The organism is Deltaproteobacteria bacterium, assembly GCA_003194485.1.
Classification (GTDB): Bacteria; Desulfobacterota; Dissulfuribacteria; order Dissulfuribacterales; family UBA3076; genus UBA3076.
The window spans coordinates 1-7,887 of record PQXD01000031.1 but is presented as its reverse complement, the minus strand read 5'-3'; the positions used below and the strand labels follow the sequence as shown (position 1 = coordinate 7,887).

Annotated in this window: 8 protein-coding genes and 1 pseudogene; 7 read left to right on the top strand and 2 right to left on the bottom strand. The window is 55.3% G+C overall.

All coding sequences use genetic code 11. The features are described 5' to 3' along the window. Nucleotides 1–134: 134 nt before the first annotated feature. From cas10 to C4B57_10985, 6 genes are all read left to right on the top strand, one after another. On the top strand, nt 135–2,384 hold the full coding sequence (cas10, locus tag C4B57_11010; protein PXF52473.1) for a type III-B CRISPR-associated protein Cas10/Cmr2: 2,250 nt from the start codon (nt 135–137) through the stop codon (nt 2,382–2,384). Continuing rightward, nucleotides 2,381–3,535, top strand: coding sequence for a type III-B CRISPR module-associated protein Cmr3 (gene cmr3, locus C4B57_11005; GenBank protein PXF52472.1), 1,155 nt, complete (start codon nt 2,381–2,383; stop codon nt 3,533–3,535). Before cas10 ends, cmr3 begins: the two co-directional genes overlap by 4 nt. Nucleotides 3,536–3,552: 17 nt before the next feature. After that, a complete protein-coding gene (gene cmr4, locus C4B57_11000; protein PXF52471.1) occupies nt 3,553–4,491 on the top strand; it encodes a type III-B CRISPR module RAMP protein Cmr4 in 939 nt (312 codons plus the stop codon). Continuing rightward, nucleotides 4,478–4,834, top strand: a complete 357-nt coding sequence (gene cmr5 / locus C4B57_10995; GenBank protein PXF52470.1) for a type III-B CRISPR module-associated protein Cmr5 — start codon at nt 4,478–4,480, stop codon at nt 4,832–4,834. The genes cmr4 and cmr5 overlap by 14 nt, the downstream gene beginning before the upstream one ends. A 49-nt stretch (nt 4,835–4,883) precedes the next feature. Further along, entirely contained in the window at nt 4,884–6,221 is a 1,338-nt protein-coding gene (gene cmr6 / locus C4B57_10990; GenBank protein PXF52469.1) for a type III-B CRISPR module RAMP protein Cmr6, read from the top strand. Between the two features lie 100 nt (nt 6,222–6,321). Further along, nucleotides 6,322–6,564, top strand: coding sequence for a hypothetical protein (locus C4B57_10985; protein ID PXF52468.1), 243 nt, complete (start codon nt 6,322–6,324; stop codon nt 6,562–6,564). 9 nt (nt 6,565–6,573) lie between these two features. Here the strand turns inward: C4B57_10985 and C4B57_10980 are convergent, their stop codons facing one another. Both C4B57_10980 and C4B57_10975 read right to left on the bottom strand, forming a co-directional pair. Next, nucleotides 6,574–6,984, bottom strand: coding sequence for a hypothetical protein (locus C4B57_10980; GenBank protein PXF52467.1), 411 nt, complete (start codon nt 6,982–6,984; stop codon nt 6,574–6,576). Beyond that, nucleotides 6,981–7,223, bottom strand: a complete 243-nt coding sequence (locus tag C4B57_10975) for a hypothetical protein (protein PXF52466.1) — start codon at nt 7,221–7,223, stop codon at nt 6,981–6,983. The genes C4B57_10980 and C4B57_10975 overlap by 4 nt, the downstream gene beginning before the upstream one ends. A gap of 354 nt (nt 7,224–7,577) precedes the next feature. On the opposite strand from C4B57_10975, the pseudogene C4B57_10970 reads away from it, so the two are divergent. After that, nucleotides 7,578–7,760: pseudogene (locus C4B57_10970) on the top strand (hypothetical protein). Nucleotides 7,761–7,887: the final 127 nt, after the last annotated feature.

Genomic DNA, 7,887 nt, shown 5'->3' with positions numbered 1-7,887 from the left:
CAGCTATTTCCGCACTGGCAAATGGGTGTAAAACCGACGGCTGGATGATGGGAGCCCGGTGAGCTGAGAGGCTCACGCCGGGTTCTGAGAGGGCCTGGGGGTGAGATTCCCCCGGGCTACTCACCTGCGAGGAAGTGGGGCCGGACTCGATACTGTTCCCCCAACTGCGTGGCGTCCCCCTGGTCGATTTCTGGCTTCAACAGGAAATGGGATTACCTGAAGAGCTATTCAAAAAACTCGAATGGCGCAAGCGCGGGACCGACGCCAACCCACTTTTCGCCGCGGCCCTGCCCAACCGCTTCTTGGCAGTCGTGCCGGCGAGTCAGGTCAGAGAACTTGCCGAAACAGTGAAAGAACAGGTGAGGGCCTGGGTTCAAGACGAGGCCCGTGCAGCCGTGGAAGAACTCCTCCGAGCAGGAAACATACCCCATCAGGAGGACCTGCCCTGCTTCACCCAAGCGAAACGACAGCTGAAAGATTTCCCTGAGGTGTATTGGGCTGCTGTGCCCTGGTCGCTGGTTAAGGAACAGGACAGGGCCGTTCCGGATACCACCGAACTTGCCGCCGCTATGGCCCCCTTTTTTCCGGAAGAGGACAATGAAAAGCCCGGGTTCCTGGGTTCCAATACGTGGCAAGTTCTAAGCGGCAATATCGATCTTGATGGCGTTTCTTTCTACTGCCCCAATCCGGGCGTGCTCTATCCAGCGCTCTACGACCTCCTCGACCGGGTCGCGGCCGCTACCAAGTCCGTGCGGCCGTTCAGCCAGATCTCAGAGCGTGGTTATCGTTGCTCCCTGTGCGGCGAGCGGGAGTGGCTCACCACAGAGCGGAAACAACTTGATCTTCCGCCCGGCAAGCGTGATGACACTCTTTGGGCCAAAATCGCCAAGAAAAAGCCATCATGGGCCAGGGAGGGAGAACACCTTTGTGGCCTCTGCGCCATGAAACGGTTGTGGCCAAGCCGTTTCGTTGAAGTGGTACGCCGGGCGGTGGACATAGGCGATGTGCGTCGCTATGTGGTCTCCACCCACACCATGGCGCTTGCGACCAGCCTGGGGCAATGGCTGGATGACCCTACATCCTTGCCTCCCTGGCTGTCGGCCCAGCTCCAAGGGTACCAGGAACAGGCAGCTCTGCCGAGAAGTCTGGCCGCCCAACTCCGTGACGCTGATGAGGATGCCAATCTCCTCTGCCGCCGGCTTCCCATTCTCCTGGATACGTTGCGGGAAGCAGCAAAGGACGAAGGGGACTACGAACAGATCCGAGAGGTTGAACAGAAGATCAAGGAGGAAGTATTCGGGCACAGACCCGAGGCCTACTACGGTCTCATCATGATGGACGGCGACAAAATGGGGGCCTGGCTGAGCGGCAGCGAGGAAAAGTTCCGCCTTTCATTTGGAGAGACCTGGCACTCCCAGGTCAAGGCCAAGGCCTTTGAACTTGCCCGGGACAACGAGGCACTACGCCAATACCTCACGACCTCCCGTTCGCCATCCCCGGCCCGGCATATGGCGATCTCCGGGGCACTCAACGGTTTTTCCCTGGAACTCGCGCGCCATGTTATCGAAGACCTCTACAGGGGTAAACTTCTTTACTCCGGCGGGGATGACGTTCTGGCCATGGTCTCGGTGGACGATCTGCTGCCGACCATGCTGCTCCTGCGACTGGTGTACAGCGGCATTTTTCCGGGCGGAGACGACGATACTGATGCCTGGCGGGAAGTCCTGGGGCAACAAAAGAAAAGGCTCGATATCGGACGCGGCCATGTCCGGCATAGAAAGCGCCTCTACCGCATGATGGGAAAAGATGCCACCGCCTCGACCGGCGCGGTCATCGCCCATCATACCGCGCCGCTTGCTATGGTGCTGCGCACCCTGCGCCAGACGGAAAAACGGGCCAAGAACGAAGGCGGCCGCGACGCGTTCTCCGTGACGCTGCTCAAACGCTCCGGCAGCGCTGTGGAGTTGACCTGCCCCTGGTTCGTGAACAAGGAAATGGAATCACTGACGGCAAGTCCCATGGGGCTGCTCATCCGGCTGCGCAATGCCTTTGCCGGTCCCGGACTTTCGCGGCGGGCAGCATACCTCATCCAGGACTGGGCTGCGCAACTTCCCGGCGAGAAAGCCATGACCGACCCGGAGCAGCATGAAAGCATGCTCGCCACCAGCCTCGCCTATCAATTCAGGCGGCAGAGCAAGGGCGAGGCAGCCCAAATGAACAACGCCCGCCTTGGCAAGGAGCTGGCCCGCCTGGCCCGGACGTCGCAAGGACGGACCGGGCGCGACAATCCAGCGGCGTTCATGACCGATTTCCTCGCCGTGGCCGAATTCCTGGCCCGCGAAGGCAGATTAGGATCAAAAGAAGAGCAAGGAGGCAGCCGATGACCGAATATCTATTTCTGCAACCTCTGGATGTGCTCTACCTGCGCGGCAACCGGCTCTTCGGCGCGGCCGGAGATCACGGGGAAGCACTGATGCCGCCCTGGCCCTCGCTGGCGGCAGGGGCCATCCGTTCGCATATGCTGGCCAGCAGCAAAGTTGACCTGGCAGCGTTTGCCGATGGCAAGGCAACCCCTGAGGGCCGGCTGGGAGAGTGTCTCGGCACCCCGGAACAACCAGGAAGTTTCCGGGTGAAAGTTTTCACCCTGGCAAAAGGAGAGGGCAGTGATACAGTGCTCCCTTTATTTCCATTGCCTGCCGATGTGGTGGCACAGGAAGGCGTGGCGTCATACCTCTACCCCCGCAGGCCTCATCCCAATATTTCCTACGGTACGCCTGCGCCTTTGCCCATGCTTCCCGTATTTCGGCAGGAGACACCCGGAAAACCAACCAGAGGCCGCTGGTTGAACTGGGACGGTCTTGTAGCCTATCTGGCCGGCAAGCCTATCGGTAGCAACCTCCTTGTCGATAGCGGCACCCTCTGGAAGAACGATCCCAGACTCGGTATCGCCATGGACTCCGAGCGCCGAACCGTGGAAAAAGGCCGTATCTACACCACCGAAACTATGGCCCTTGCAAAGGGAATTGGCTTTCTCGTCGGCGTGGACGGCGCGGACGGCTGCCTGCCGCAGGACGGTCTTCTTCGTTTCGGAGGCGACGGCCGGGGGGCCACGGTGCAAGTATGCCAGAGCGAATGGCCGGCACCACCCTGGACGCGCATCGCCGAGGAGAAACGGTTCCGGCTGGTACTCTCGACGCCGGGGCTCTTTCCCGACGGGTGGCAGTTGCCGGGACTTGCTTGGGAAAACGACTCCATTATCTGGCATGGCACGGACTTTACAGCCCGCCTGGTAGCCGCGGCGATCAACCGGGCCGAGGTGGTGAGTGGTTGGGATCTGGCCCGCCACAGGCCAAAACCAGCCCAACGGGTTGCACCGGTTGGCTCGGTGTACTGGTTTGATGATCTGGAAGGAGATCCGGGCGGTCTGGAAAAACTCATAGAAAATGGCTTGTGGCCACTTATCGACAAGCCGGACGCGACACGTATGGCGGAGGGTTTCAACAACGTGCTGGTGGCAGCCTGGCCGCAAGAATAGCGAAAAGGAGGCAGAAGATGTTTCAGGAAAAGAAAGCGCTTTTCATGTATTGCGTAAGCCCGGTCCACATGGGTGCGGGCACGGCCCTGGGGGTGATCGATAATCCCATCCAGCGCGAGCGTCACACAGAATACCCGGTGTTCGCCGGCTCAGGGATCAAGGGGGCTATCCGTCACCATCTGGCTCAAACATCTGATAAGAATGAGGACATTGTATATGCCATGTTCGGCCCTGAGGCCGGCAACTCGTCGGACCACGCCGGTGCGGTAAGCTTCAGTGACGCCCAGTTGGTAGCCTTTCCGGTGCGCAGTGCCAAGCGAGCCTTTGTTTATGCTACGTCTCCCACTGCCCTAGCTCGAACCGCAAGACTCCTGAATACAGCGGGATTGGAACCAAGTTGGCAGGTGGAGGCAGTGGCTGAAGGTGATTGCAGAGTGGTCAACCCAGACCTTCTAGTCGGGGACAAAGTGGCGCTGGAATCATTTGAATTCACCGCCAGGCTGGACAAGCCCCTTCGTATGATCTCGGAATGGCTGGCCCAGAATGCGTTGATAGGAACACCGGTCTACGAATTTTTCCGCAACAAATTGAAAGATGATCTCGTTCTCCTTTCGGACGAGGATTTCGGCTACTTCGTACGAAACGCCACTGTAGTCGAACCCCATGTACGGATAAACGATATCACTGGTACTGCCGAAGAAGGAGGACTTTTCTACTCTGAAAACCTGCCGCCGGAGAGCATCCTGGTCTCGCTGGTCATGGCCACCAGGGACCGCCGCAAAAACGGCAAAAAGCTTGATGCCTTTACCATGATGAAGACCCTAGTGGAGGGTAGTGATGAAGACTCCCTGCCGGGCATAAACGGAATGCTGCTACAGATCGGCGGTGACGCCACCACCGGCCGGGGACAGGTAGTATTGAACATCGCAGGAGGAAGTGATCATGCCGAATCTTGAACAGGAACGTGCCGCCTATGCCTGGGAATGCGTGCAGAAGTGTTCTTCTGAGTATGTCAACCTGGCCAAGTCAGCCCCTGCACTTATCATGGGGAACGGCCTCATGCAAACGCTGGCCTTTTTTAACAGCAAAAACAAGCACCATCACGAGGCGCTCAACCGCCACATTTTTACCTGGTTGGCACGACGCTTTCCGGATGCAAAGCCGGGCGACTTCACATCCGCCATGAAGTTCCTGCACGGGACAACATCGCTCTCGTACCGGCAGGCCACCGAAGAAACCATGGAATTGTTGCGTTGGATCCGGCAGCTTGCGGCGGCGGTAAAAGAAGACAAAGAATAACAACCACATTATTATCAATGGGCGATCAAGATCTAAGGAGAACTCAACCATGGCCATTCCCGCAACTCCCGATTACCTGAAAAGACATATTGCGGACAAACAAGCTCCACCAGGCCATCGTTTCGGGCCTTACTTTCCAATCTGGAGAACGGACTGGACGCTTGATAAGAACAAGAAAAAAGTGGCCCTGGAACAGGTGCTTGCCTTCGGGGGGACAGCAATCGAGCTGATCAAGAAAGTTAAGGCACGACAGATCGACAATGCCGATAGGCTAGGCAAGAATGTGTATAAGATCACGGCCAAATCCTCCGCGCCCTTTGTCACCGGCGTAGGTATGGAAAACCCGGTGGAGAATGGCTTTGCCTTTCTTACACCATACGGCCTGCCATACCTGGCAGGGAGCGGCGTCAAGGGCGTGCTGCGTAAGGCTGCAGAAGAACTTGCCTTGTCGGGCGATCTTGCTGACCGCAAGAACTGGGATATCTTTGCACTCTGGCGGTTGTTTGGTTTCGAAGCGACGAGCGCCAGCCTGGGTGTCACGGGGAAATTGCCCAAGGAAAAACTGCTCTCTGACATGACTGCCGAGAGAAAAAGAGCCTACCTCGCTGTTATTAGCGAACTCTCCCTTGACGATGCACGAGAGTTCATGGAAGCGGTGCTTCCGTCCGAAAAGCGCAGGCCGTACCGGGACGATCCTCATGCGTTCCTGGCTGCTTTGGTTAATGACAAAAAACTGAGGGACTCGCTTGCATTCCGGGGAGCATTGTCCCTTTGGGACGTATTTCCTGAATCGCCAGAGGGCAAGCTTGGCATAGAGATCCTGAACCCTCATTATACTCAGTACTATCAACAAGGCGCCATTCCCGCCGACTGTGAGCCACCGATACATAGTTTCTTTCTCGTCGTGCCGCCTGGAACTACCTTCATATTTCATGTCCAATGCACGACAAACCAACTTCCATACCAGCTCACTTCGTCATGGCGACAACTCTTACAAGCTGCTTTCGTCCATGCCTTTGACTGGCTCGGTTTCGGAGCTAAGACCTCAGTGGGATATGGTAGCTTTGTTGTCCCGGGCAAAAATAAGGAGCAGATGACGATGGACACGGATACTCAGAAAGGACAAGTCAACATCATACGAATTGATCCTGCCGCAGAACGGCAAAAAAAAGTAGATCGATTCGTTCAAAACCTGCCAAAGTCGGCGGAGCTTCCAGGGCAAGCATCGGAAATCCTTGCCAGGATTAAGGGCATGAAAGAAAAGGAGCTGCGAAAAGAATGTCTGAAACAGTTAACGGCACAGTTCAAGAACGTCATCAACAAAGGAGTAAAAAACAGGAAAAAATGGGCACTGGCAATAGTGGCCTGTTGTAAAGAAGAAGGATGAGCTGAAAACAGGGCATAGAGAAAAAAAGAAGGCCCGAGAGGAAGAGGCTGCACGCAAGGAGCAGGAACGGATTGAGGCAGAAGCGAAACGTCAGGCTGAGTTGGCAAAAATGTCGCCCGAGGAGCGTGATATAGCTGCAGTAAAAGATCCAGCTACACCAGAAAACAAGGTCATGGAAATCTACAGTCGTATAGATAACTTTCCGGATGATATGAAGAAGGAACTTGCACAGGCCTTCAAGGAGCTTTGGGAACCAAACCCGAAAAAATGGCAGAAAAAGAAGTGTTCTCAAAAACAGTGGAAAAAGGTCCAGCGCGTCAAGGCCATCCTCGGCGAGGGCTGAGGCCCGGTCTTACGGCTCAAGCCGCCGAATCGAGGCTATCCTCGAAAGGTGTTTCTTGTCGTATGAGAAGATCTCGTCGATCCGGCGATGCTCCATGACGGCTGCAATATAACCATCGATGAAGTCGATATTATGTGCCATATAATATTCAGTCGCTTTCTCTACCAGTGTACCGTTGATCACCTCCAGGCCCGGGGTCGCCAGAATCGCCTTGACCATGGGACCGATCTCCGTGTTTGCGAGCCCGTAAAAGGATTCCAGGACCCATACGGTCTCGGCCATTACCATCTCGGTGGTTATCAGACGGAGGGTGCCGCGGGCCGCTTTTTCCAGGAGTTTTTCCACCCGGTCCGCCTTGGCCGGATCGTCGTTGGTAAAAAAGCGGATAAAGACGTTGGTGTCGAGGAAGACGGCCTTCATGTCATTTCCCCGGCTACCCGTCGGCCGACTGCCTCCTTGGCTGCACCCCTCTCCAGGGCAGGGTCTCCTCCGCGGCTTGGCACCACGCCGCGGAGGTCACGGAGGGTCTTGACCACCGCCAGGACGATCCGGTCGCCTTCGATCCGGAAGTCGATTTTGTCATGCGGGCTGATACCGTACTGTTCCCTAATGGATTTGGGAATGGTTACCTGGCCTTTAGTGGTTACCGTTGATAACATTTTCTACCCTCCAAAAAAATCTTACTTATAAAATAATGGTAAAAATAACAGTCAGCAATAGGATTTTTCTTGAGACATGAACCTCATCATCCTCTTCAACCACACCCTGACCGCTATCCGGAAGGCCGGTGTCCGTGTCTCTCTCGGTATCGCTTCTATCATCGATCCCCCTTCGGTTCAGGCGGTATGGGAAAGGAGGAAATGAGGTGAGAATTGGGGACAGGGGAATTATGTTCACTTATAAGAATCTATTGCTTACAGAAGTTGTTTTGACTAACATAAAGTGTAAGTGTGCTGAGCAAGACCTGCGTTTTTCTCTGCCTAAATCGGCCTCAGGAAGTCATAATGGAAGCGATGTCACATCATGCGCAGTACGAAGGTGTTAGTAGGAGAATAACGACGGAGAGAAAGAAATATGTTTTCTGGAAAGACGATGATATGTGGCTTGGATATCTGGATGAATACCCTGATTATATGACACAAGGTAAGACATTAGAAGAATTAAAAGAAAACCTGATAGATATATTCAACGAACTTAATAAACATATTATACAGAGACAAATCATGGCTGTATCTACTCTCATCCCCTTGCTCATCAGGCGCGAATGCCTGGAACTGGATAGACTTGTCGATCTCTGCATCAATCGCTATCACAGACGGGATG

Excerpts from the sequence above, each read along its gene's own strand:
- C4B57_10975 (PXF52466.1), bottom strand. The coding sequence starts at position 7,223 with ATGTTATCAACGGTAACCACTAAAGGCCAGGTAACCATTCCCAAATCC.
- cmr6 (PXF52469.1), top strand. The coding sequence starts at position 4,884 with ATGGCCATTCCCGCAACTCCCGATTACCTGAAAAGACATATTGCGGAC.
- cmr5 (PXF52470.1), top strand. The coding sequence starts at position 4,478 with ATGCCGAATCTTGAACAGGAACGTGCCGCCTATGCCTGGGAATGCGTG.
- cmr3 (PXF52472.1), top strand. The coding sequence starts at position 2,381 with ATGACCGAATATCTATTTCTGCAACCTCTGGATGTGCTCTACCTGCGC.
- cmr4 (PXF52471.1), top strand. The coding sequence starts at position 3,553 with ATGTTTCAGGAAAAGAAAGCGCTTTTCATGTATTGCGTAAGCCCGGTC.
- C4B57_10980 (PXF52467.1), bottom strand. The coding sequence starts at position 6,984 with ATGAAGGCCGTCTTCCTCGACACCAACGTCTTTATCCGCTTTTTTACC.